At 34.6% G+C, this 24,227-nt stretch carries 22 protein-coding genes; 4 read left to right on the forward strand and 18 right to left on the reverse strand.

Annotation, left to right across the window (positions count from 1 at the left end):
- Nucleotides 1-23: 23 nt before the first annotated feature.
- Nucleotides 24-1,001, reverse strand: a complete 978-nt coding sequence (locus tag ACQKM9_RS06145; protein ID WP_427733512.1) for a zinc-binding dehydrogenase — start codon at nt 999-1,001, stop codon at nt 24-26.
- Nucleotides 1,002-1,138: 137 nt separating this feature from the next.
- Here ACQKM9_RS06145 and sspI point away from each other — a divergent pair, with 137 nt between their 5' ends.
- Nucleotides 1,139-1,345, forward strand: a complete 207-nt coding sequence (gene sspI, locus ACQKM9_RS06150; protein ID WP_427733513.1) for a small acid-soluble spore protein SspI — start codon at nt 1,139-1,141, stop codon at nt 1,343-1,345.
- A 237-nt stretch (nt 1,346-1,582) separates the two neighbouring features.
- On the opposite strand, the gene ACQKM9_RS06155 is transcribed toward sspI, so the two are convergent.
- Nucleotides 1,583-2,725: an NlpC/P60 family protein gene (locus ACQKM9_RS06155; protein ID WP_427733514.1), complete on the reverse strand. Its 1,143-nt coding sequence runs from the start codon at nt 2,723-2,725 to the stop codon at nt 1,583-1,585.
- A gap of 304 nt (nt 2,726-3,029) precedes the next feature.
- On the opposite strand from ACQKM9_RS06155, the gene ACQKM9_RS06160 reads away from it, so the two are divergent.
- Nucleotides 3,030-4,415 (forward strand): FAD-binding oxidoreductase, encoded by a 1,386-nt coding sequence (locus ACQKM9_RS06160; protein ID WP_427733515.1) that lies wholly within the window; start codon nt 3,030-3,032, stop codon nt 4,413-4,415.
- Nucleotides 4,416-4,644: 229 nt separating this feature from the next.
- Nucleotides 4,645-5,619, forward strand: a complete 975-nt coding sequence (locus tag ACQKM9_RS06165) for a bile acid:sodium symporter family protein (protein ID WP_427733516.1) — start codon at nt 4,645-4,647, stop codon at nt 5,617-5,619.
- A 350-nt stretch (nt 5,620-5,969) separates the two neighbouring features.
- Here the strand turns inward: ACQKM9_RS06165 and ACQKM9_RS06170 are convergent, their stop codons facing one another.
- The 7 genes from ACQKM9_RS06170 to ACQKM9_RS06200 form a co-directional block, all read right to left on the reverse strand.
- Entirely contained in the window at nt 5,970-8,276 is a 2,307-nt protein-coding gene (locus ACQKM9_RS06170; protein WP_427733517.1) for a glycoside hydrolase, read from the reverse strand.
- 37 nt (nt 8,277-8,313) lie between these two features.
- Nucleotides 8,314-9,558: a sensor histidine kinase gene (locus ACQKM9_RS06175; RefSeq protein WP_427733518.1), complete on the reverse strand. Its 1,245-nt coding sequence runs from the start codon at nt 9,556-9,558 to the stop codon at nt 8,314-8,316.
- Between the two features lie 118 nt (nt 9,559-9,676).
- The gene (locus ACQKM9_RS06180) at nt 9,677-10,324 is read right to left on the reverse strand and encodes a response regulator transcription factor (protein WP_427733519.1); all 648 of its coding nucleotides are present in this window, start codon (nt 10,322-10,324) and stop codon (nt 9,677-9,679) included.
- 102 nt (nt 10,325-10,426) lie between these two features.
- The gene (locus ACQKM9_RS06185) at nt 10,427-11,263 is read right to left on the reverse strand and encodes a metallophosphoesterase (RefSeq protein WP_427733520.1); all 837 of its coding nucleotides are present in this window, start codon (nt 11,261-11,263) and stop codon (nt 10,427-10,429) included.
- A 299-nt stretch (nt 11,264-11,562) separates the two neighbouring features.
- The gene (gene argF, locus ACQKM9_RS06190; protein WP_427733521.1) at nt 11,563-12,528 is read right to left on the reverse strand and encodes an ornithine carbamoyltransferase; all 966 of its coding nucleotides are present in this window, start codon (nt 12,526-12,528) and stop codon (nt 11,563-11,565) included.
- 139 nt (nt 12,529-12,667) lie between these two features.
- Nucleotides 12,668-13,756 (reverse strand): M42 family metallopeptidase, encoded by a 1,089-nt coding sequence (locus ACQKM9_RS06195; RefSeq protein ID WP_427733522.1) that lies wholly within the window; start codon nt 13,754-13,756, stop codon nt 12,668-12,670.
- A 71-nt stretch (nt 13,757-13,827) separates the two neighbouring features.
- On the reverse strand, nt 13,828-14,313 hold the full coding sequence (locus tag ACQKM9_RS06200) for a dUTP diphosphatase (RefSeq protein WP_427733523.1): 486 nt from the start codon (nt 14,311-14,313) through the stop codon (nt 13,828-13,830).
- Between the two features lie 84 nt (nt 14,314-14,397).
- On the opposite strand from ACQKM9_RS06200, the gene ACQKM9_RS06205 reads away from it, so the two are divergent.
- Nucleotides 14,398-14,775, forward strand: a complete 378-nt coding sequence (locus tag ACQKM9_RS06205; RefSeq protein WP_427733524.1) for a sigma-w pathway protein ysdB — start codon at nt 14,398-14,400, stop codon at nt 14,773-14,775.
- Nucleotides 14,776-14,807: 32 nt separating this feature from the next.
- On the opposite strand, the gene ACQKM9_RS06210 is transcribed toward ACQKM9_RS06205, so the two are convergent.
- The 9 genes from ACQKM9_RS06210 to hmpA all read right to left on the reverse strand — a co-directional run bounded on the left by ACQKM9_RS06210 (nt 14,808) and on the right by hmpA (nt 24,161).
- Nucleotides 14,808-15,071, reverse strand: coding sequence for a DUF1294 domain-containing protein (locus tag ACQKM9_RS06210; protein WP_427733525.1), 264 nt, complete (start codon nt 15,069-15,071; stop codon nt 14,808-14,810).
- Nucleotides 15,072-15,180: 109 nt separating this feature from the next.
- Nucleotides 15,181-16,641, reverse strand: coding sequence for a DUF5776 domain-containing protein (locus tag ACQKM9_RS06215; protein WP_427733526.1), 1,461 nt, complete (start codon nt 16,639-16,641; stop codon nt 15,181-15,183).
- A 778-nt stretch (nt 16,642-17,419) separates the two neighbouring features.
- On the reverse strand, nt 17,420-18,136 hold the full coding sequence (locus ACQKM9_RS06220) for an ABC transporter ATP-binding protein (protein WP_427733527.1): 717 nt from the start codon (nt 18,134-18,136) through the stop codon (nt 17,420-17,422).
- The gene (locus tag ACQKM9_RS06225) at nt 18,133-18,906 is read right to left on the reverse strand and encodes an ABC transporter ATP-binding protein (protein ID WP_427733528.1); all 774 of its coding nucleotides are present in this window, start codon (nt 18,904-18,906) and stop codon (nt 18,133-18,135) included. Before ACQKM9_RS06225 ends, ACQKM9_RS06220 begins: the two co-directional genes overlap by 4 nt.
- A gap of 35 nt (nt 18,907-18,941) precedes the next feature.
- The gene (locus ACQKM9_RS06230) at nt 18,942-19,928 is read right to left on the reverse strand and encodes a branched-chain amino acid ABC transporter permease (RefSeq protein WP_427733529.1); all 987 of its coding nucleotides are present in this window, start codon (nt 19,926-19,928) and stop codon (nt 18,942-18,944) included.
- Between the two features lie 3 nt (nt 19,929-19,931).
- Nucleotides 19,932-20,837, reverse strand: coding sequence for a branched-chain amino acid ABC transporter permease (locus ACQKM9_RS06235; protein ID WP_427733530.1), 906 nt, complete (start codon nt 20,835-20,837; stop codon nt 19,932-19,934).
- Nucleotides 20,838-21,072: 235 nt separating this feature from the next.
- On the reverse strand, nt 21,073-22,215 hold the full coding sequence (locus tag ACQKM9_RS06240; protein ID WP_427733531.1) for a branched-chain amino acid ABC transporter substrate-binding protein: 1,143 nt from the start codon (nt 22,213-22,215) through the stop codon (nt 21,073-21,075).
- A 38-nt stretch (nt 22,216-22,253) separates the two neighbouring features.
- The gene (locus tag ACQKM9_RS06245) at nt 22,254-22,451 is read right to left on the reverse strand and encodes an FAD-dependent oxidoreductase (protein ID WP_427733532.1); all 198 of its coding nucleotides are present in this window, start codon (nt 22,449-22,451) and stop codon (nt 22,254-22,256) included.
- A gap of 525 nt (nt 22,452-22,976) precedes the next feature.
- Entirely contained in the window at nt 22,977-24,161 is a 1,185-nt protein-coding gene (hmpA, locus tag ACQKM9_RS06250) for an NO-inducible flavohemoprotein (RefSeq protein ID WP_427733533.1), read from the reverse strand.
- Nucleotides 24,162-24,227 lie beyond the last annotated feature (66 nt).

Genomic DNA, 24,227 nt, shown 5'->3' on the forward strand with positions numbered 1-24,227 from the left:
AAAATGTATACCGCCTTTAGTTTTTAAATCGTTATAGTTATTTTGCCAAACTGATGATTTTCTTTTAAATATTCAAGCGCTTGTTCCGCTTCATCTAATGAGAAAGTTCGGTCCATCACTGGATGAGTGTTAAATTTCGCTAAATGCTCAAGGCATGCACGGAATTCCTCGCGACTTCCCATTGTAGTCCCATACAATGTATATTGTCCATAGAAAAATTTTCGCAAGTCAAAATCGACAACGTCTTCTGTTGTTGCACCGAACAATACTATTTTACCACCCTTTTTTAAAACATCCAAAGAGCGATTAAAAGTGGCGCGTCCAACACTTTCAATAACAACATCGATTTGTTCCTTTTTTAACAATTCTACCCAGTCCGCATGCGTATCAATCGCAATATCAGCTCCGATCTCAAGCGCTGCATTTCGTTTTTCTTCACTACGAGACGAGACTATGACTCTAGCTCCAACATTCTTAGCCATTTGGATTAAAAACGTCGCAACACCGCTACCTGCTCCTGGGATAAATATTGTTTGGCCCGCTTCTATTTGCCCTTTTGTAAATAAGGCACGATAACCTGTTAATGGTGAAATACCCATTACAGAAGCCTCTTCAAATGAAAGATGTGATGGCTTTCGCTCAAGTTGTTCCACTGAAATAGCAATTTTCTCCGCGAATGTTCCGTTATCAGGAAAGCTTAAAATATCAAAATCAGCAGGAGGGATATCAGAATTCTCATACCACCCCAATGAAGGATTAATAATGACTTCATCTCCTACTTGCCAATCTGTCACACCCTCACCTATTGCTTCAATAACACCGGCTGCATCAGAACCTAAAATAAGCGCTTCGCTATCATTTCCTAAACGTCCTGGAGTATACAAATCTCGACGGTTTAATCCTGCAGCTTTAATCGCAACGACCGCTTCTAAAGTGTCAGCTTGTGGATTAGGTAATTCAGTTACTTTAAAAGATCCTTTTTCAAAAACAAATGCTCTCATGATAAAACAACCCCTTAATTATGTAATGTTTTTTCATAAAATTCTCAATAGTAAATAATATTAATCATTCTAATTTTAACAAATGAATGTATAACTATCGAGCCTAACGGTAAAAATGATAATAGGAGGGATGAAGTATGAATTTTCAAATACGACAAGCCGTTAAAGCTAATGTTCAAGGTCAGAGCGCCGACGAACTGGAGAATGTTGTTCAAGATGCAATTAAACGCGGTGAGGAGCATTTACTCCCTGGACTTGGCGTCTTTCTAGAAGCATGGTGGAACAATGCAGATCAACAAAAACGACAAAATTTTATGCAAGATTTATCCAAAGCAATGGCCTAATAAAAAAACTGTCCAAACGATTTCGACTTCGCTTGGACAGTTTTTCATTTATAGACAATGATATTCCAGCTAGTAAGTACTCATTTGGGCTCTAACTTATATCTTAGTCAAATAATACCCCCAACAAATTTCATTTTTTCAATATAAAAAAAGCTGAACTAATAAAATTACTTAGTTCAACTTTTTACACATTATTCATATATTCGAGAATAGAATAATTGTTTATTTCATTTTTAATTATCTTACGCGTGCTGCACTCGAGAAACTAGATGGATTGTAAGATGCGATTTTCACGACATCACCTGTTTGTGGCGCATGTAACCATTGGCCATTTCCGATATACATACCAACATGGTACGCAGGGCTACCAAAGAACACTAAGTCACCAGGTTGGACATCATTTGGTGAAATACGAGTACCTGAATTTTGTTGTTGACTAGATGTTCTCGGAAGACTAATGCCTTCTGAACGGTAAACATATTGCATTAAACCTGAACAATCAAAGCCTGATGGTGAAGTACCACCCCATACATACGGTACGCCAAGGAAATTCTTTGCATAACCAATTAGGCCAGAAGCATCTCCGCCTGAAGGTTTTTGATTTGATAGGTTTAGAACATCATTTTTGTTTGATGTTTTTGTGATATTCACTACTGGAGATAAACTCACTGATTGTTCATCATCATTTGATGCTGTTTTTACTGCTTCTCTTACTGCTTTCTCAGCACGTTTTTGAGCAGCTTTTGCAGCTATTTTAGCGGCCTTTTCTTCTTTAATTGTTTTTTTCGTAGCTTTTAGATTAGATACAATTTTCTTTTTATCTTTTTTGATTTGTTTCATTTCTTTTGCTAAATCTTTCTTATCTTCTTTCAGTTCTTTATTAATTTTATCTAGAGATGTTTTTGATGTGATTAGCTTGTCTTCTTTTTCATTTAGTTCAGTCATTAATGATTGATCACTATTTAGAATTTGAGTAACCGCAGTGGTACGGTCGATGAAATCAGACATACCTTCAGATGATAGTAAGACATCTGCATATAACATAAATGTACTCTTACTTTCACCTTGGATATCTCTTAATCGTTCTTCATATAATGTTTTACGGAATTCATATTCTTTTTGAGTTTGTTTAATTTCTTTTTTGGTTTGAGTAATTTTCTCATTTGAGTTATTAATTTTCTTGTTTAGTTGATCAGCCTTATCCATTGCTTCAATAATACTGTTATCAATCTTTTGGATTTTTTGTTCAAGCTTTAAGGCTTTTTGTTCAGCTTTTGTCGGAGCTGAGTCATTTAAAGGACTAGCGTAAGAAGGGGATACTTGTAATAGAGCAGCCGCTAATACGGTTATTGCTAAAACGTTTTTGAATATCTTCTTCATTAATTATCATCTACTTTTCTATGTAATATTATGGATTTTTTGCTATGTTTTTTTACTTGACTATTCTCCAGTCTATACTTCTGTTATATAAAAAACAATATTTCGACATGTACTGTAACATAATTGTAATCTTCAGTTTATAAAATTTAGCTATTTCAAACTATCATTCAATTAGAATAGCTCTATCCATTTTTTGTCTTGCGTAATATTGTGGCCATATTATAATAAATTCTATTACATCGTTAATTATCCGAAAATAATCATATTTCGGATTGTTCAAAAATTTAAAGTGAGGCGAATTGAAATGACAGTAGTAGTTGATAGTATTGTAGAAGCGTTAAAACAATTCCTAGAAGGAGATCAAGTCTCGGTTAATGAGACAGTGAGAGAGCTTCACGGTCAAGACGAATCATATCATGTGGCTTCTCTTCCAGACATCGTTGTTTTCCCTAAAACGAAAGAACAAGTAAGTGAGATTATGAAACTTGCAAACGAGCTAGTAGTACCTGTAGTACCTTTTGGGAGAGGTTCTAGTTTAGAAGGTCATGTTATTCCTTATGAGAATGGTATTACAATTGACTTTTCTTTAATGGATAAAATTTTAGAAATTAGACAAGACGATTTACTTGTAAAAGTACAACCTGGTGTTACAAGAATGCAGTTAAATAAAGAATTAAAAAAACACGGTCTCTTTTTCTCAGTAGATCCTGGTGCAGATGCAACTTTAGGTGGTATGGCTGCGACAAATGCGAGTGGCACTACGGCTGTACGATATGGCGTAATGCGCGACCAAGTACGTGACTTAGAAGTTGTTTTAGCAGACGGTAGAATTATTCACACTGGTAATTTAGCTGCAAAATCATCATCTGGTTATCATTTAAATGGTTTATTTGTCGGCTCTGAAGGTACTCTTGGTTGCTTCACTGAACTTACTTTAAAGGTTTATGGTATTCCTGAATTCGAAACGGCTGCTCGCGCTGTCTTCCCTACAGTTGAAGATGCTATTGCTGCTGTTACTTCGGTTTTACAAGTCGGTATTCCTATTGCTCGAGTTGAATTAGTCGACGAAGAGTCTATCCGCCAAGTAAATCATTACAGTGACACGGATTATCCTGAAAAGCCAACTCTATTTATCGAATTCCACGGTAATGAAGCAGGCTTAGCTCAAGATGTGATATTTACACGTGAAATTATGGAGGATCATGGTTGTGTAGAAGTACAGTTCGAATCGGATAATACTGCTCGTACAAAACTGTGGGATGCTCGACATAACTTAGCATATGCTTATACACATGGTCACCCTGGTAAAAAACAGATGGTCACGGATGTTTGCGTAGCCATTTCAGACTTAGCAGATGCTGTTCATTTTTCACGTGAGCAACTAAATACTGCTAATCTTCCAGGTGGAATATTAGGTCATGTCGGTGATGGTAATTTCCACGCGATAGTTATGATTGATATGAAAGATGCAGAGGAAGTTAAGAGAGCCGATGCTTTCAATGAAGCTATCGTGCAATTTGCATTAGATCGCAACGGGACTTGTACTGGAGAACACGGAGTTGGAATCGGGAAACAAAAATACCAAGCTAAAGAACATGGCGAATCATATAATGTCATGAAAGCTATTAAAATCTCACTTGATCCAAAGAATATTTTGAATCCAGGTAAAATTATTCGAATAGAAGAATAAGTATTAATATGTGAAACCCCGCTTCTAATGGCTATTAGAAGCGGGGTTTTTATTAGTTTTTTTAAAATTCCTCTTGTAAATTATATAATCATCTTTATAATAAATATATTATTATAAATTTTCAGAATAATATATTTATTGAAATTGTAAAAAAACACTTTCTATTGATAGTTTATGTCTAACCTATTTTGAAAATTTATTAGCGAGATAAAGAAAGGATGATGCACATATGAAAACTCTTGAAACGTTTAGCACATTTATCGGAAAATACTTTGCTGTGTGGGTAATGCTTATTGCCGTAGTAGCTTACTTAGCACCTTCACCTTTTTTAGGATTCGGACAATATATCACGATATTACTTGGGGTTGTTATGTTTGGAATGGGACTTACTCTAAAGGCCAGTGATTTTAAATTAGTTCTGACAAAGCCATTGCCTGTATTGATCGGAATAATCGCTCAGTTTACGATTATGCCTTTAACAGCACTTGCAATCGCGTATATTTTGCAATTACCTTCAGAATTAGCTGCGGGTCTTGTATTACTAGGTTCTGTTCCCGGTGGTACTGCTTCTAATGTTATGGTGTATTTAGCAAAAGGAAACGTGCCCCTATCTATTACAATGACTTCTGTATCTACATTACTCGCACCTATTTTAACACCATTATTATTATTGTTACTAGCTGGTCAATGGATGCCTGTAGATGCGAAATCTATGTTTATGTCTATTATCCAAGTTATTATCGTTCCAATCGCCCTTGGTATACTTGTTCGTAAATTCTTGCCAACTGTCGTTGATAAAAGTATATCAATTGTGCCTTTAATTTCCGTTTTCGCTATCATTATCATAGTATCGGCTGTAGTTTCAGGAAACCAAGATAAAATCGCTTCTGCTGGTTTGTTAGTATTCTTTGCTGTATTTTTACACAATGGAGCAGGCTTATTATTAGGTTACTATGCAGGGAAATTATGTGGCCTTTCTTTACAAGATCAACGAGCTATTTCTATTGAAGTAGGTATGCAAAACTCCGGATTAGGTGTCGCACTTGCTGCAGCACACTTTGGTCCCCTAGCAGCTTTACCAAGTACATTTGGAGCTGTATGGCATAATATCTCCGGACCAATCCTTGCAACATATTGGTCAAAGAGACCAGTAGGTAATGTTGAGGTCGATAAGATTACTTCCACTGTTACACAAAAGGCCTAAAACGATATAAGATTGCCTCTCTAAAATAAAGAAATCCCCACCAGTTATTATAGGGCACTGAAAAAGTCCATAGAATGAATTTTAGCCATGGCAGAAACGATTAATCGTTTCTGCCATGGCTTTTTCTTCGATGCCGTTAATTTCCGTTCCGGCGGACGCTTTCCTGGGGACGAACCTTGAGCCTCCTCGTCACTAACGCTCCTGCGGGGTCTCAAGATGTTCGCTAGTTCCCCAAGGAGTCGCCGCCTGCACTCCAATCAACTAGTTTTATCGTTTTTCTTAGTGTTTCATTCTTTCCGATTCACACCTAAGTATGTTAATGATTAGTAACAATACAATCTATTTTACACTTACTTTTTTGGTGTATAAACGGATTTGCCCTTCCCATCAATGATTAACACTGATTTCCCGGGTATCTTTTCTCCTTGAGCGATGATTTCATCTTCAGAGAAATTTGCTACGACACTTAAATCTTTACCATATTCAGTCATTTGAACTAATCTATCATCTGAAAGAATTTTATAATCTGTCATTTCTTCCTTTATTGCTTTTTTGCTGAAATTTGACCACACTTTTGAGTGGTTTATTATTGTTGTTTTGTACTTTTCCCACTCGTGTTTATCAATGTGATAAAGAGGTGGTACGTTGTAAAGTATTTCATACAGCATTCTATTTTCAATTTCATCTGCTATTTTTAGAGTACCCCATCCCCACCAATAAGTCGTGATTACAGAATCATTGTAAACTAACTTATATAACGGTATAGTGTAGTTCGAATCCAAAAATAATTTCTTGTACTTATTCTTTACTGGTATTTGCTTAGAAAATAGCTCCGGTACTCCACCAGTACTTGAATAGTATCTTCCTACATAATAATTACTTTCTTTATTTTTACCCATATCCTCATCCATCCAAGAAAATGAGGGAGTCTCTATTCCATGTGCAAAAGCAATCGTTTTATTAGCAAAATCATTTCCGCCCTCAGTTCCGACTACCATTCCCCATTCTTTTTGTAGATACTCCATTCTCTTAATTCGAGCTTGGACATCTTCTGCTTCAGTAGTAGTATGTTCTTGTGAGTAGTCATCAAAGATTTCTCCTGTACCATCCGTATCTAAAAACCATGAGTTAAATGGTAAACCAGTATTTAAGATCGACGTTACTCTTTCTTTCACACTCGGCATCGCTAATGTCGGATTCAACTTTCTACCTACACCTTGGAATCCTTCAATTTTACTTCCTTCTTTATTCGTAACCGTTGCCTCTTCAAAAAGTGAAGTATCATTAAACTTAGCTGTTTCCCACTGTTCTTTACCCGGTTCATGGATTGAATGATACGAATCATAAGTACCGATTAAATATCCCTGATTTTCTGCTTCTTTTACTAACTCTGGTTTAATAAAACCTTCTTGCCAGTCGTCTAAACCTATCCACAAATTTGCTAACCCAGAATGCTTCATATCCTTTATGACATCTACAGTATTTGCATCTGCCCACTTTTCTATTGGGTCCACTACGTTTCCAAGCTCGCTTTTTAATAATCTTTTATTAAGTTCGATCAATTCTACTGGATTTAATTTGTCTATTTTCTTATTTAATAGCTTTTGAATTTCTTTATCCTCTTTAGTAAATACTTCCGGATTATAAAATTCTTTTAGTTGCATGACAGCACTTAAGCTTTTTACTATTCTATTTTTAGTATATTTGTCTACGTAATCGTAAGCCTTTAAATCATCATACGCAGCTGCAAGCTCTATCCCATCTTCAACTTTAGTAGTTAATAATTCCTGAATCCATAATTTCAGCTTGTCAGGGAAACTACTTCTCAATCTTGGCCATTGTATATTTTCTTCTGAAATTACAGTTCTGTCCCAATAATAAACATGAGGGGCACCATATAGTTTTTCAATATTATTATTTTCTCCAGCCTTTTCCTTTAAAGATTTAAAGTCACCTTGCTCAATTAAATAATTTTTATAAGTTTTGGCAACATGTACTGGATTTTTTTTCGTTAAATATATTCTAAAACCATATTCCTTCTTTTTATTGATAGACGGAAACTCATGATTAAAAGTAAACTCTATATTTTTCTTTGTATTAAAAGCAATTTCATTATTGTAGGGATTTTTAATAATATATACTAACGAATATTCATCTTTATCAACCGCAAAAAACTGCATGGAGAAAGACTCAATCAATTTTATTTTTTCTTCATTTAGATAGTCTTTCCAAACTGAATCATCACTTGGAATGTACTTCCCTTGATTTAATGGGAGTAGGTATCCATTACCTTTCACTTTCGGCCAAGAAAACGAATTTTCTTCATCTTTACTAGATTTGATGGTTACATCTACATACTTATCTTTCTTTTCGATATCAATTTCAAGACCCTGTTCTGCATAGGTCCAGCTAATGTTATCTTTATCATCTATTAAATTTGAAACTTTCATCTTCTTCAATGGTTCAGATGCCTTTTCCTTAGTTCCATTGGATTCCACCTCAAGCTTAAAGGTTTCCGGATCTACATTAAAGTTAAAATCTAAATTATCCTTTTGCGTATAGACCTCTTTGTTTGGCTTTTTTTCTTTGCCAACACATCCTGTAAGAACACTAGTAGCCAAGACTACAATTAACATGATAGATATTATTTTTTTCATGTCTCGCACCTCCTAGTCTTAGACTAACTTGGGCTTGTTACACGAATGTGACAAAAAACTCCAACTCGTTATTTTTTAATTCAAATCCATAATCCACATCGTGATTATCCAAAATGGTCTTGATAATAGGTAAACCCAATCCTGTTCCAGAAAGCTCCTTACTTCTTGATTTTTCTAGTACATAGAAGGGTCTCCAAATATTTTCTAAGTCATTTTCATTCATTTCACCTATCCCGTTAGCAATCGTAAGCTTAACGGCATTATTGTCTTTCATTAAAGTAATTTCAATATTCTTGTCATAAGAATATTTAATAGCATTCGTAATTAAATTATCGAGTACAATATCCATGCCTTCTTTTTCAGCTTGAATTAAATATTCTTTGCTCACATCTACGTTTAGAGATAAGTTAATATCGTATTCTTGCAGGATCAGCTTGTACTTATTTGTCATCTCAATAATTCTTTTACCTATATCAAAAGTAGATTTGTTTAATGTACCATTCTCTAGTGCTGTCCAAAAAAGCAGCTTCTCTATTAGAACATTCATTTTTTCAATCTGTTCTTCAATAGTGTCTCTGTAAGTACCATCATCCAGACCATCAGATATTCCTTGTTCATATACTTTCACTAATGATAGTGGTGTTTTCAACTCATGTGATATATCTGCCATTAGTTCTTTCAAGCGCTTATTTTGACTATTAATTTCTTCGTGGGCTTTTTCTAATTCCCCACTCATTATGTTTATACTTTTTGCTAGTTCTCCTACTTCATCATTTGTCATTATCTCTTCTTTCCTAAAATTTAAATTGGCTATATCTTGAGATAAATCTTTCAATGATTCTAACGGTCTTGTGATTTTGTTAGATATCATTACTACTAAAAAGACAATTAAAATGACAGAAATGGACATTAAAACAATAATAAATCTATTTATTATGGAAATTGCATCTTCCATATGCGGTAACGGTAATCCAATCGCGATTATATAATTATCTATTTTCATAAATTTAGTCAAAACTTTATATTTACTTACCCCTTGGTCATATATCTTATTAACGCTTTTTACCTGCAACTTATCCAACGTATGTTCAGTAAGCCAAAATTTGCTTAGCTTTATTTTTTTCTTTTCAAACTCAAAAATTATTCTTTCATTAATTTGATCCAAACTTCCACTCGCTTCTGAATAGACAATAGTAATAGCGTATTTCTCTTCTATCTTTCCCAAATCATTTAAAAGGTTCTTCTTAGGCTCCTTGAGTATATCGCTAGCCGCTTTATCCAAAACCTTTCTTTGCTCATGAATGTAATATCTGTCTACCAAAAATATATTTGCTAGTATCGAGAATATATAGATGCAAATTACTACTGATGATATACCAATGGAGAATTTATTTTTAATTTTAATCTTCTTGCACCTCCAGGCAGTATCCAATGCCTCTATAGGTTTTAATTAGTTCATCTCCAATTTTAGTTCTTAATCTTCTGATATGAGTATCTACAGTTCTATAATCTCCCTCATAATCCAAGCCCCAAACTAAATCAATCAACTTATCCCTTGATAAAATCACGCCTTTATTTTTTATGAAGAAAAGCAATAAATCATATTCTATCTTTGTTAGTTGGATAGGTTCATTATGTTTATATGCTTTCTTTTCACTTTCTTTGATCAGAATATCTTTCACTTTTATTTCTTCACTCATATTCAATAGCTTTTTTACTCTTAATATTAATATTCGTGGATCAAATGGTTTCTTTATGTATTCATCTGCTCCACCATGTAAAGCGTGTAATTCGTCTTCATTTTGACTTTTTGCTGTTAGTATTAGAACTTTTGTTTGACTGTTTTCTTTAATATATTTGCATGCCTCTATTCCATCAATTTTAGGCATCATCCAATCTAAAATTGCTAATTCAACCTTAGTAGTTTCAAAAATCTCCAATGCTTCCTCGCCATCTCTTGCCTCTAGAATATTGAAGCCTTCATCTTTTAAATAGGCTGAAAGTATTCTAACCATATGCTGTTCATCATCAGCAATTAGAATATTCATTTTCTGCTCTCCTTTCCGATTTCGGATATAAAGGGAAGCGCCAAATAATGCCTAATCCAGAGAATAGGAACATTATTTGACGCTTTACCTATTAAAATCACTTCATATAGTTATATTAAACATCGATATTTCTGCAGGGTTCCAAAATCGAACTGGAATCCTCGTAGTCCCAATCCCACTATTCACATATAGATACTTATTATTTTCTAGCTGATATAACCCTTTAGTGTATTTCTCTGCAAGCGGGGGCGTATATATGGGGCCAATCAATGGCACATCGACTTGTCCACCATGACTATGCCCAGCAAGTGCTATATCAATATTGTCATACCCCACATCTTCTATAAGATCAGGTTGGTGTAGTATAAGGAGATTCGTACCCTGACTATTAATACCTGAATAAGCTTTTTGAATATCAGGATTTCCAAGCATTGCTTCATCCAACCCTATAATATTTATTACTTGTCCATTTTCAAGCTCAATTGCATCACTTTCATTTGTTAGTAACTTAAATCCAGATGCATTCATTATATCTTCATAAAACCTAACTCCACCACCTCCACGGTCATGGTTTCCCCATACTGCATAATTTCCATATTTACTACGTAGTTTACCCAATATTGCACTTATTTTTGACCTATCTTCAAATTGAGAAGGTACATCCATTAAATCTCCTGTAAAAGCTATTACATCAGGTTGAAGTCCGTTAACTTTTTCTACAAGCTTCTCAAGTTGCTCTAGTGAATAGTTAGGTCCTAAATGCACATCTGAAAATTGTACTACCTTTAGCGTACTCTCTCCTCCTGATGTAAGTTCAAGCTCATATTCCTTTGTAACAAGACGTTTTGGTTCTATTTTAAATGAATATGTAACGATTCCCGCTACAACTATACTTAATACAATTACACATTTTATTATGATAAAAATTAACCTTTTCATTTTTACACTACCATTCTACCTTGGATTAAACAGCTTCTAATCAAGGTTCATGCAGAGTTAATAGTATTTAAATGCTTTCCACACTTAAACTTTTTTCACCCTGCAAAGCTATTTTGAATTAGACTAAGCCAAGTTTGTTACGCGAATGTTACAAAATACTATATTTTTTGTTGTACTCTCTTAATCCATCAAAAAATACAAAAAAAGATAGGTAAGGCAAATACTCTTATGCCTTATCTATCCTTAATTTTGATAACAAAATTGCGTTCTTGAACTATTATATATTTCGAATTGAATAATTATCCTAAAACCGAAGCCAATACAGCTTTTTGAGCATGAAGTCGATTTTCCGCTTGTTCGAAGATAAATGAGTTTGGTCCATCTATAACAGATGTCGCTACTTCCTCTTCACGGTGTGCTGGCAAGCAGTGTAAAAACATATAATCTGCTTTCGCATTCGCTACTAATGCATCGTTAATTTGGTAGTCTTTAAAGTCTGCTAATCGTTTTGAAGTTTCCTCTTCTTGACCCATTGAAGTCCATACATCTGTATAAATGACATCAGCATCCTTCGCTGCTTCTGCTGGATCATATGTGAATGAAACCGTACTGCCATTTGCAGCCGCAATTTCAGCTGCTTTTTTCATGACCGCTTCACTTGGTTCATATTCTTTAGGTGTTGCTACAACAACATCCATTCCTACATGTGCAGCCGCTGCTACTAAAGAATGCGCTACGTTGTTTCCATCACCAATATACGCAAGCTTTAAGCCCTTCACATAACCTTTTTCTTCTGCAATTGTTTCAAGGTCCGCAAGTGCTTGGCATGGATGCGCAAGGTCCGTTAAACCGTTAATAACAGGAATAGATGCGTGTTCAGCCAGTTCTTTTACCATTTCATGTGAATTTGCACGAATCATAATACCATCTAAATAACCGGATAATACATGTCCTGTATCATAAATAGATTCTCCACGTCCGATTTGTAAATCGCGAGCATGCATGAACATACCTTTACCACCCAGTTGATTCATACCTACTTCAAATGAAATACGCGTACGTGTAGAATGCTTTTCGAAAATCATTCCCAACGTTTTCCCCTCTAATAACGGTGGACATTTGCCTTCTTTAGTTATTGTTTTTAGTTGAATGGATAAGTCCAGTAAGCCTTGTATTTCCTCACTTGTATAATCTATAAGTGAAATTAAATCTTTGCCTTTTAAGCTTTCTACTAATTTTAACTGCACTAATTCTAAAAGTTTCATATATGATCCGCTCCCTTTTGTTTTTATTGTTATTGACCATTATACATATGCATAAATATTAAATCAAATGCATTTTTATGTCTTTTTCAAAAAAATTAAACTCCTTTACTCATGTGAGCAAAGGAGCCTAATATAAATCTTATTCAAAGATAATTTTATCCACTGTTTCGCGGTCTAATTTCTTAATCACTTCAATGATTAATTTGACTGTGTTTTCAAAGTCATCACGATGTAAAATCCCCGCATGTGAATGAATATAACGCGTTGCAATCCCGATTGATAATGATGGTACACCATTAGCAGTTATGTGAATTGCACCTGCGTCTGTACCGCCTCCTGGAATGGCTTCATATTGGAACGGGATGCCATTTTCATTTGCAGTATCCACCACAAGATCACGTATACCTTTATGTGCAATCATCGAAGCATCATAAATAATAATTTGTGGACCTGCACCAATCTTACTTGTCGATTCTTTTGATGTAATGCCTGGTGTGTCACCAGCAATACCTACATCAACTGCAAAACCGATGTCAGGTTGAATTTTATGCGTCGCTACTTTAGCTCCACGTAAACCGACCTCTTCTTGGACAACACCACATCCGTAAACGATGTTCGGATGTTTTTCATCTTTTAGCCCTTTTAATACTTCAATTGCTATCGCACAGCCGATACGGTTATCCCATGCTTTAGCAAGTAAATGTTTTTCGTTTTTCATCACTGTAAATTCAAAATAAGGTACGACCATATCGCCAGGTAAGATACCCCATCCTTCTGCTTCATCTTTAGATGTAGCGCCGACGTCGATGAACATATCTGTAATTTGGAAAGGTTTGTTGCGTACTTCTGCTGGTAAAATATGCGGTGGTTTAGAACCAATTACACCAATAATCGTTTCACCTTTACGCGTAATGACTTGCACGCGTTGTGCTAACATTACTTGTGACCACCAACCACCTATTGTTTGGAATTTTAAGAAGCCTTTATCATCAATTTGAGTGACCATGAAGCCAACCTCATCTAAATGGCCAGCTATCATAACTTTAGGACCGTTTGCATCGCCCACTTTTTCAGCGATTACTCCGCCTAAATTATCACTATCCATTCTATCTGCGAAAGGAGCGATGTACTTTTTCATTACCTCGCGTGCTTCACGTTCGTTACCTGAAGCTGCGCGAGCGTCAGTTAGTTCTTTCAACATTTTTAAAGTCTCATCCAATTGTTGCATTATTTCGACCTCCTAAATATTCGAATCTTTAACTATTATAATGCAATAATAGGCAATTTTCAAAAAATATTTTAGTATCCGTTACGTTGACGCTCATAATTTTTTTCGTTTTTTGATACATACGCTCGCCCGATATCTTCGGCTGTAAAATCTAGTGCATCTGCTAGTGCACCGTATAAGATCCATGCTTCTTCATACTGCGCTCTCTCAGGCTTAAGGATAAAGTTTAATACCGCCCCTTCTGTCTGAATGAAGAGATCTGTCAAATCTCCTTCACGGTTAGCTATTGGCCACTCTTCTAAATCATCGAAACCTTTCATAATACCTAATGACAATAAAAAGTGAATAGAATCCACGAACTCTTCTAAAATCACTGAACGCTCAGATGGTCCCTTTGTGCTCCAAAATTTAAAGCAACGCGTTTCATTTGCAAGTTCACCTAACTCAACAAGTAATGCTAACCCTTTTTCACGGAATACATCTTTTGTAATTTGTTGTGTTTCTTCGATAAATGCATCAAGTTGTTGTTGCATCGTAAAAAGTTTTTGTAAATTCATTATAATTCTCCTAACATTTTTGAAACTTTTCAATCTCTTCTATCGTATAGGAAAGAATAATGTTTGTACAAGGGGGAACTGTAGATGTTTGTTCTCATTCGTGTTTTATTAGTCGTGCTCATTTTATATGTTATGTATAAAGTCATTCGCTACTTTTTTAATCCAAAGCGAAAATTCGATGATGCGGTACAACGTAGAGGTTATTACTTCTATGATGATTCCAAAAATGCACGAAAGAACTTTTTTATTTCTTATAAAGGAGCTATATTTGAAGGTGAAAAATATCTAGGAACAGCTAACGACATATTAGAAGTCGTATCCATTTTCATAGATACAAAAAACGCAATGGAACTTCAAGGTTTAAAGAAAGATGATTTTCTTTTTTTAGAAAGTGAAATCCGTCGTCACTATCCAAACGCAATAATTAGTTGGAAAAACCCAATAGAACAATTGATGAAGTAAAAAAGGACCGCCTTTTAAGACGGTCCCTTTTTTCATTGATAAATAGCTAATGATATGACTGCATAAACAACCGCAATCGCTGGTAATCCAAAGACAAAGGAGGTATGTTGCGTTTTATGACGGAAAATGCGCATACCTATATACGAACCGATTCCTCCTCCAAAAAGCGCAACAAGCCATAGCGTCCTTTCTCTAATACGCCATTCATGGTTAATAGCCTTTCGCTTATCATAACCCATTAAAACAAAGCCAATCGCAGACATTAGTAATATCCAATAAAGTATAATTGCACTCATCTTATTCTCCTTCCAGAGAGATATTTTGTTGTAAAAAACACACAGTCTAGTTGCTGTGTGTTTTTACTGATTATTACAATTATATATACTTATACGAATACTATACTAATTATTTTGCTTTTACATAAGTTTTCTTCGCTGTAATATAATAACCATTCGTTAATTTTAATCGTGGTGTTCCATTTGTTCCATATGCAATACTACTTACTTTGACAGTAGATCCCACTTCAATTGCTTTCCCTCTATTAGCAGCAGTAAAAGAAGTACCTTTATATTGGTAGACTTTCTTAGCAATTTTCACTTGTCCAGGGTTACTTGTCCAGTAATCATTATAGTTAGTTGGTAATTTCAATACATAATCTTTATTCGCAGTGATATATGAGCCTGATGTTGTTTTTAATCTCGGTGTTCCATTCTTCGTATATTCAATATCTTTAATATTTAAGATAGTATTTTTTTTGATACCTGATATTTTATTACTAGTTGTAAGATTTACACTCTTATATGCATTTAACCCTTTTTTCACAACAATAGTTTTCGGTACCGTTGTGTAGTATTGATCAATTTTACTTGTTACTTTTAACACAAATTTTTTATTTGCCGAGATATATTGACCATTTGTTAATTTTAATCGTGGTGTTCCATTTGTAGAGTTCACGATCCCTGAAACTGACACTATAGAATTCTTTTTTAATGCCGCTCCTTTATTTCCAGTGGAGAAATTTGGCGAACTATATGGATAAACAGTTTTCTTAACAACTACTTTTTTGGGGTTAGTTGTATAATACTCATCTTCCCCCGCTGTTTCAGCATCAGCTTCTTCAGTAAAGAAATCTAGTGGTGTATTTGGGCTTAATCGGTTTAAATCTACATAAGTTGATATACCCGGTACGATTCCCTTATCTGTATATTGCCATAAATTATAATTATAAGCTGGGGCCGTATTCGTATTGTTATAACGTGGGATCCACACAAAATCAAATTTCGATGTATCAATATTTAAGTCTTCATATAAATGGTGCGCAATGTATACACCTATCTTTTTATCTGTTTTAGTACGTAGTTGCTTCACGTATGCATTGATAATTGTTCGCATACTTTCGCCAGATTTACTCGTATTTTCTTCAACATCTAATACATAAAAATTAGCATCTTTACTAGCGCGGTTGTAAAAAGAATTCGCCTCTGCCTTCGCATCTTCAGAAGATTCTGCTAGGTTATATGAATATACGCCAAAAGGAACACCGTATTTTTGAGCACCAGCTTCATATTCTTTATGTTTAATATCTTCTAAGTTTGAACCGTATTGTGTGCGAATAATAGCAAGATCTAAATTCTTACTTGCTGTTGCCCAATCAATAGTTCCTTGCCATTTAGAAATATCTGCAATAACCGGCTCCGCAGAACGTAATCTCATATTAGAATCGACCTTCACATCAGGTTCGGTTTCCCACTTTGTTTTACTATCTGGATTAGCAGGTCCCAATTCATCTGCCGAAGTAATTTGCACGGCAAAAAAACTCACAGCGACTAAACATAATAACGCTGTTATATAACGCAATTTTTTCATATCTATGTAGCTCCTTATGTATTTTATGGCTATTTTTTATAGCTTTGAAACAATCTAGTAATAGCCTACATAAGCATAACAAAGTCTTTATAACAAATTGAACACAACTTCAAATCATTTCCTTTACGAACTTTAAATTCTTTTAACAGTTATATATCATAACAGTTGCAAAATGTTATATTTCACAAACAATAACAATGAATATAAAAGAAAAACAATGAAAGGGAACTAGACTTCCCCTCCATTGTTTTGTTTCTCCTAATACTATTATTGCTCATAACTTTTATTTAGATTTATAGAATAGTCATTTGATAGTTTCAATTTCGGCAAAATCTCAACTACTAGAAGCATTAGTATATCCAAGATCCAAAATTCAAATGTCGTAAAGTTAAATTTATTAGCATTAATTTTTGAACGAATTGTGCTGCTGCCTCAAGTTCTTGATATAAATGCTAAAATTGTTTGTTTATCTTCAGGCATTGGTATTAAGCTAAACGTCGCTTCAATATCACTAGCAAATGATCTAACCTTCAAATATCTAGGATACTCTGGACAAAATAAACAAATTATTTTCTTAATTGGCCAATTCGCTATATATAAAGAGGCTATATCAAAATGCCATTGAATAAATCAATGCCCCCTTGATATAGCCTCTTTCCTATTTACAATCGTTTTATTCGACTACTAATTTATATATTGACACCCGATTTATCTGTATTAATTTGTATTTTAAATTATCATTTATACTTGGTAGCTATGAAACTTAATATGGCTTTATTTAAGCTCCTAAGTAGGCTTTTATGATTTTGTCGTCTTCTCTTAATACATCAGCTGTTTCATGCATAATAATTTGTGAGGTTTCAATTACGTATCCTCGATCTGCTAATTTTAAAGCAGCTTTGGCATTCTGTTCAATTAGTAAAATGGTTGTTCCTTGTTTACTTATTTCTCTAATATTTGTCATAATTTCTTGAACAATAATTGGTGCTAAACCCATGGATGGTTCATCTAACATTAATAACTTTGGCTGTGCCATCAAACCACGGCTAATCGCCAACATCTGTTGCTCTCCCCCACTTAAAGTACCAGCCAATTGTTTTTGACGCTCTTTCAATCGAGGGAATAATTCAAAGGCTTTTTCAATACCTTCAGCTACGACTTTTTTATTTTTACGAACTGTAAACGCACCCAATTCAAGGTTTTCTAAAATAGTTAATCCCCCAAAAATTCTTCTTCCTTCTGGAACATGAATAATCCCTAGTTCTACTATACTATGAACCGATTTTCCAACTATGTTTTCACCATTCCACAAAATTGAACCTTTTTTAGGAGTAATAATACCGGAAATTGTTTTAAGTGTCGTACTTTTTCCAGCTCCATTACTCCCTAACAATGCAACAATTTCACCTTGACTGATTTCTATGTTTATATCCTTTAAGGCATGTATTTTTCCGTAGTAGGAGTTGATATTTTCTAGCTTTAAAAGTGGCTTCAAATAACTTCCTCCTTTCCTAAATATGCTTCAATTACCTTTGGATTTGTCAAAACAGATTCTGCAGTACCTTCCGCTATTTTCGTACCATAATCAATTACAATTATATTTTCAGAAATTTCCTTGATTAATCCCATATCATGCTCGATCATTAAAACAGTGACATTAAATTCTTTTCTTATTTGATAAATTAATTCAATTAACATTTGTTTTTCAGCAAAATTTAGTCCCGCCGCAGGTTCATCTAATAGCAGAAGCTTCGGCTGTGTAGCTAGGGCTCTCGCAATTTCTAAATAACGTTGTGCTCCATAAGGCAAATTTTTTGCTGCACGGTTGATATATTTATGTATTCCTACAAAATCAATGCATTTGAATGCTATTTCTTCAATTAATTTTTCTTCAGTCTTTTGTGCTTTCGTATGGAATATAGAACCAATTAATGATTGTTTCGTTCGACTATGCATTCCTGATTTTACATTATCCAAAACAGACAAGTTAGGAAACAATCTTAAATTTTGGAATGTCCTAGTTAAACCAAGTTGTGTAATTTGACTTGGCTTTTTGTTTACAAGACTTATATCTTCTAATTCGATTTTCCCGCTTGTAGGAGTGTAAAATCCCGTAATCATATTAAATACTGATGTTTTACCGGCACCATTAGGACCTATGATACTGGAAATCGAATTCTCTTTAACTGTAAATGTTAAATCATTTACTGCTACTAACCCACCAAATTTAAGAGTAAGGTTTTCTACTTTCAATATATCTGTCATGATAGGTAACTCCTCTCTATTGATGAATCTATTGTTTACTTTGAAGGAATTGTTTTATCTTTATTTACATCAAATGCTTCATCATCCTCTTCGTTGTCTTTTGTATCATCAGAAGCGTATTTAGCTGGCCATATGCCTTGCGATCTAAACAACATCATGACAACTAATGCAATACCAAAAAGTAAGAATCGTGCTTCTTCTAATGAACGTAATGCTTCTGGTAAAACGATAACTAAGATAGCACCAACAACAACTCCCGAAATGCTACCCAATCCTCCAAGTACAACTGCTGCTAAGATCATAACAGATTGAGTAAAGCTAAAACTCTGAGGAGATATAGCAGTCATTTTCACAGCAAAAACACAACCTGCTAAACTTCCAATTACAGCTCCAGCTGCATATGCTAAAAGCTTATATTTTATTCTATTTATGCCCATAGCTTCTGCAGCATCTTCATCTTCACGGATATAAATCCACGCTCTTCCTACTCTTGATTTTCCTAAACGAGAGACAGCTAGAATAATTATGATTGCAAATACTAAAATCAAATAATAAAAATCTAATTGACTAGTTAATTGATAACTTCCTATTGTCGGTCGAGGAATTCCATAAATTCCTGCTGCAGCACCTGTAATATCCAAATTAGTTGCTAATATTCTGATAATTTCTCCGAATCCAAGTGTTACGATGGCGAGATAGTCGCTCCTTAACCGAAGTGTAGGAGTACCAATAATAATTCCTGCAAGTGCTGCAAGTATTACTGCCACTGGGATTGTCAACCAAAATGACCAACCGAAAGTTGTCATTAAAATAGCAGTCGTATATGCTCCTACCGCAAAAAAAGCAGCATATCCTAAATCTAATAGACCTGTAAACCCAACTACTATATTTAAACCTTGTGTCAATACTACATAAAACAGTACAAGACTCACTACGTCTAGCCAATAATTATTTACTATAAACGGAAGTATAAAAGATAAAATCAATAATAGAATATATCCGATTAGTTTCTTATTTTTCATCTTCTACATCCTTTCCGTTACTTTTTCACCCATTATACCTGTAGGTTTTAATACTAAAATTAAAATAAGGATACTGAAAGCAAGTACATCTTTCCAAGCCCCGCCTAAATAAAACATTCCAAATGACTCGACTATTCCAAGAATTAAGCCACCAACCATGGCACCCGTTATATTCCCTATCCCTCCTAATACAGCTGCTGTAAAAGCTTTAAGTCCGATAATAAAACCCATCATAAAGTTTATCGTTCCATAATAAACACCTGACATAATTCCTGCTCCTGCAGCAAGAGCTGCCCCGATAAAGAATGTTAAAGCAATAATACGATGAACATTTACTCCCATTAAACCTGAAGCTGTTTGATCCAATGCAATTGCACGCATCGCTTTACCGTATATCGTTTTTTCAATAAAAATTCTCAAGCCATACATGAGAAGACCTGCTATTGCAATCATGGCAATTTGCGTATAACTAACATGTGCTCCTAAAATATCAAATCCAGTTGTAGGAGGAGAGATTGGATATACTTTATAAGAAGCACCCCAACCAATCATTGAACTATATTCTAATGATAGAGAAACCCCAATAGCTGTAATTAATATTGAAAGTCTAGGTGCCAATAACAATGGACGGTATGCGATTCTCTCGATTCCCATTCCAATTGTTCCCACTATAGCCATTGTAATGAGAAATACAACAGCTAATCCTAAAATCCCTCCGTTAAACCCACCGTCTCCTGTGAAAAAAGACAAGATCGTAAAACCTACAAACGAACCTAACATATATAAGTCACCGTGTGCGAAGTTTAACAACTTAATTATGCCGTATACCATTGTATATCCTAATGCAATTAGCGCATAAAAAGCACCTATTACTAGTCCATCTATTAAGATCTGCAGTAAAACTTCCAATTGTAGCCCTCCTTTTAGACTATTCCCTATTATTAAATCCTTTCCTTTCAGATCATATGTATTTCTACTTAGTGGTGTTTTAGCTGTATCTTGTGATTAAGCTTAATCATTGTCGTAAACTTTAAACACCACTAAGTAAAAAATTTAATTCAATTTAAACATTAAGGTTTTCCTACATATAAAAACATTATTTTACACACTGTTCTTAATATCCACTTACTATGAACATCCATGTTTATTTTGCTATATCAAATTTCCCATTAACTACAGTCATAATTTTAAAATTCGATTCATTTAATGTGTTCTTGTCGTTGAATTCAATGGTTTGTCCTATTCCTGCAAATCCTTTTGTTTCCTTTATTGCTTGCTTTACTTTTGCTGAATCAGTAGAGTCTGCTCTTTTAATGGCATCTGCTACTAATTTCACACCATTATATGATAGAGCTGAGAATGGACCAGGTGATAAACTATATTTTTCTTCATATTTAGTTACAAATTCTTCAGCACCTTCGATAAAGCTTGCTTGCGGTGTAGCAGTAACTAAAATACCTTCAGCATCAGCACCTGCTATATCTATTAAGTCTTGAGAATAGCTACCATCACCCACCATAAATAAACCAGAGACGTCTTTTTGGTCAAATTGTTTTTTCATTAAACCTGCTGCCGCATAATAGCCTGTAAAATAAGTACCATCAGGCTTTAAAGATTTAAGTTTTGTCATTAAGGAAGAAAAATCTTTTTCTTCGGGGTTAATCGCTTCAAAACCAACAACCTTGCCACCATTTTTTTCTATATGTTCTTTTGCAAAATCCGCCATATTTCGGGCGTATGCAGAGTTGTCATGAACAATAACAATATTCTTTGCTCCTTTTTCATTAAAATAGTCAGCTCCTGTTTTAGATTGGTCAGGTACAAGTCCATTAATCAAGAACAAGCTATCATAGCCTTGATCAGGCAGCTCTGAAGAGTTTGCTGCTGGTACAACTAGAGGGATTCCTGCATTATGAAAAACGCCTGAAGCTGGTAGTGTAGAACCCGAACAATATCCACCAACAACTACTTTTACTTTCATGGAAACTAGTTTGTTTGCGGCACTTGTAGCTGTTTGTGGATCACAGGCATCATCAACAACTTCTAGTTTTAGTTTTTTACCTAGAACACCGCCATCATCATTAATTTCTGAAATGGCCATTTCCATTGCGTTTTTCATATCTTTTCCGTCTGTCGCATTATTACCAGAAGTTGGTATAACAGAACCAATTACAATTGCATCTCCCTTTTTCGATTCACCACCATCACTGGTTGAACCCTTTGAACAGGCAGCTAAAACTATTGATAGAGTGAGAATTACAACAAAAACTATACTCGATTTTTTCATTCCATAGACCCCCTCTTTTGTAAGAAACTTAATAATCTCTAAGAAGACCGATTATAATCTTTCCAATCTCCTCCCCAATAGGACATCAGCTTTCTAGCTAATCTTGATGATGTACCACTTACTAGCTCACCTTTTTCCACAACAGTGACAGAAAGCCCTGTATTAGAAACATAATATGTGGTAGATCTAGCAATAATTCCTCCACCAAGAACTAATACATCCGTATATTTTGTCAAAGTACTAGTCCCCTACTCTATTTCTTTGTTTGATATTTACAATGTAAGTAATACCCCATATATACAAGGGCTTTATTGGCCAGCATTCAAATTACCTTCTCTATATAAAGCATTTCGAGATAAAACTTTATTTTATATAAAAAAAGAAGACTCAAACGAACCAGCAATAATAAAATATTATTTCAAACAAGCAGCTTCCTAATGATAATCCTACCTAGGTAACAGTCCTTATTTTGGAGAAATTGGCGTTGAAAAAAAATTTTCTAAAAACCCATGCATGAACTAGGTGCATCTCCTGGAGATTTAACCTTGGCACTATTCTACCTGTGTGATTTGAAAATGAGTTATGGGGTTATTAACAAGGAGCATTTTCTGGAGCAGACTCTAAGGGCAAAAAGGGAGATTGAATTAGCTAGAGGAGGGCACTTTTCTAGATGAAGTTAGTGAAGTTCTAGTAGAAATACAAATGGTATCTCACACTAAAAAGCCATTAGAAGTTTTTACACTACTAATGGCTTTGACGTTTTATGCTTTTAATTCTAATTGCATTGCTGGTCCAAAAAATTCATAATGTACTTGTGAATCTGTGAAGCCTAATGCATATAAATCATTGATGACTGCTTCCATAAAGTTAACTGGACCACATACATAAACGTTACTACCAACTGCTACATGTTGTTGTATAAATTCACGATTGATAATACCATTTGATTCATCAGAATTCAATTTAAAATATTTAGCATTTGGCATTTTTGCTAATACAGCGTCAATTTCTTGTCCAAATGCATGGTAATTTTCTGAGCGAGCACAATGGATAAATGCTGTCTTACGATTAGCATCTGTAGTTGCAAGCGTTTCAAACATACTCATTAATGGAGTAATACCAACACCACCACTAATGAATGCAACTGGTGCCGTTGAAGTCATGTCTAATTGGAAATCACCAGCTGGAGCACTTACTTGCAATGTATCTCCCTCTTTTAGCTGTTCATGTAAATAAACTGATACGACTCCATTTGGATGCCCTTCATCTTCACGTTTAACTGAAATGCGGTATGCATCTTCACCGGCTGCTTGTGATAAGCTATATTGACGGTTATGCAAGTATTTTTCTCCTGGTATTTCTATTTGTACTGTTATATATTGACCTGCATTGTATACAGGTAACTTTTTACAATCAGCTGGTTTTAAGTAAATTGAAACAATTTTCTCGTTTTCTTGTACTTTTTTCTCTACCACGAATTCTTTAAAGTAGCGCCAGCCACCTTCTTGGGCTTCTGCTTCTTTATACATCGCTTCTTCTGTTTGGATAAATGCATCAGCAATTACGCCGTATGCCTCTCCCCATGCTTGGATAATTTCATCTGTTGCCGCATCACCAAGAACTTCTTTAATAGCTTTTAATAAAAACTCTCCGACAATTGGATAATGCTCTGCTTTTATGCCTAAACTACGGTGTTTATGAGCAATTTGTTTTACAACAGGTAAAATGGCTTCTAAATTTTCAATATGCACCGCTGCTGCATAAACAGTGTTCGCTAAAGCAGTTTGTTGACGCCCTTTTGCTTGATTTGCGTGATTAAATATATTCAATAGTTCAGGATGTGCTTCAAATAGATTACGGTAAAACACCGTTGTAATGGCCTTACCATGGACTTCCAATACTGGTGCTGTTGATTTTACAATTTCCATAGTTGATTTAGATAACATATAAAACACTCCTTTTCTTAACTGTCTATAATTTACGCCTATTTTCATTTTAAAGCAATATCTTTA

It is taken from the genome of Viridibacillus sp. NPDC093762, from assembly GCF_050279675.1.
GTDB lineage: Bacteria > Bacillota > Bacilli > Bacillales_A > Planococcaceae > Viridibacillus.